General features: G+C 70.5%; 1 protein-coding gene. It reads left to right on the top strand.

Translation table 11 applies throughout. The features are described 5' to 3' along the window. The coding region (locus KZZ07_RS27185; protein WP_255564632.1) for an ATP-binding protein at nucleotides 1-254 on the top strand (254 nt) is incomplete at both ends.

Raw genomic sequence — 254 nt, 5'->3', positions numbered from 1 at the left:
CAGTTCGACACGGCCCTCGTCAACCTCGTGGTGAACGCCCGCGACGCCATGCAGGGCGAGGGCCGTCTGCTGATCAAGGTGCGACGCGCGGACCGCATCCCGGCGCTGCGGGCGCATCCGGCCGTGCCGGGAGACTTCGTGGCCGTGTCGGTCTCGGACACCGGCTCGGGCATCGAGGCGGATCTGCTCGAGCGCATCTTCGAGCCCTTCTTCACGACGAAGGGCGTCGGACACGGCACCGGGCTCGGGCTCAG

This window comes from Mameliella sp. CS4, assembly GCF_019392335.1.
In the GTDB taxonomy this organism is placed as follows: domain Bacteria; phylum Pseudomonadota; class Alphaproteobacteria; order Rhodobacterales; family Rhodobacteraceae; genus Antarctobacter.
The sequence above is the reverse complement of the archived record's forward strand: the minus strand, read 5'-3'. Positions and strand labels throughout refer to the sequence as shown.